A 715-nucleotide genomic window follows, 5' to 3' on the forward strand; every position below is an offset into this window, starting at 1 on the left:
TCGGTTTTGCAGAAGCGCTACTTGAAGAGAATGGTTATCAAAAATTACCTAGCGGGTTGGTTATTCAGTGGGGTGCAGCGGTCGGATCCGGTGACTATGCAATTGAGTTTCCGATGCCATTCAAAACCGCGTGCTTAAATATGACTGCTACACATCACGCGCATTATTCTGGAAGAGATGCACAGTACTCAATAAAAATACATAACGTATCAAAAACGGGTGCAGAGTTATGGACTAATACTGATGTTTATTGGTTTGCGATCGGTTATTGATAGTGTCTAAAGTGTTGCGGCCATCGGCCGCATCATCAAATAACACGCAGGCGGAACGGCGCACTAGTTACGTTGCCGCTTGGCAATAACCCCTTTGGTATTCCGCTTGCCAATTCGCTAACCTGAAGCAATGAGCTATGACCGCAATAAATTCCAATTTTTCCATCTGATGTGACGGTGACGTTTACACCTCGTCCGTAGTTGCTCTCCTGATACCACGTAACATCAACCCATCGAGATATAGAATCAGAAGCTGACGTGACTTTTAATTGCGGAATGAATGTCACTCGTTTGCCAGAATAGGGATTATCAAACACTAATGAATTACCCATTTTCACCTCTAGCGGTGCCGATGATGTACCGCCAATATACAAAAATGCCTCTTCTCCAAAACCGAGGTTTTCTGGAGTCAGCGTAATATCTTTTGTACCATCAAATGCAAC

General features: G+C 43.9%; 2 protein-coding genes. One reads left to right on the forward strand and one right to left on the reverse strand.

All coding sequences use genetic code 11. The features are described from left to right. On the forward strand, window positions 1–272 hold a 272-nt coding region (locus ACKPVM_RS20435; RefSeq protein WP_409311579.1), incomplete at its 5' end, for a gp53-like domain-containing protein. A gap of 35 nt (window positions 273–307) precedes the next feature. Here the strand turns inward: ACKPVM_RS20435 and ACKPVM_RS20440 are convergent. Next, window positions 308–715, reverse strand: a 408-nt coding sequence (locus ACKPVM_RS20440; RefSeq protein WP_409311580.1) for a hypothetical protein, incomplete at its 5' end; no start/stop codon positions are given.

It is taken from the genome of Pectobacterium hainanensis, from assembly GCF_046237015.1.
Lineage (GTDB): Bacteria > Pseudomonadota > Gammaproteobacteria > Enterobacterales > Enterobacteriaceae > JBJYIN01.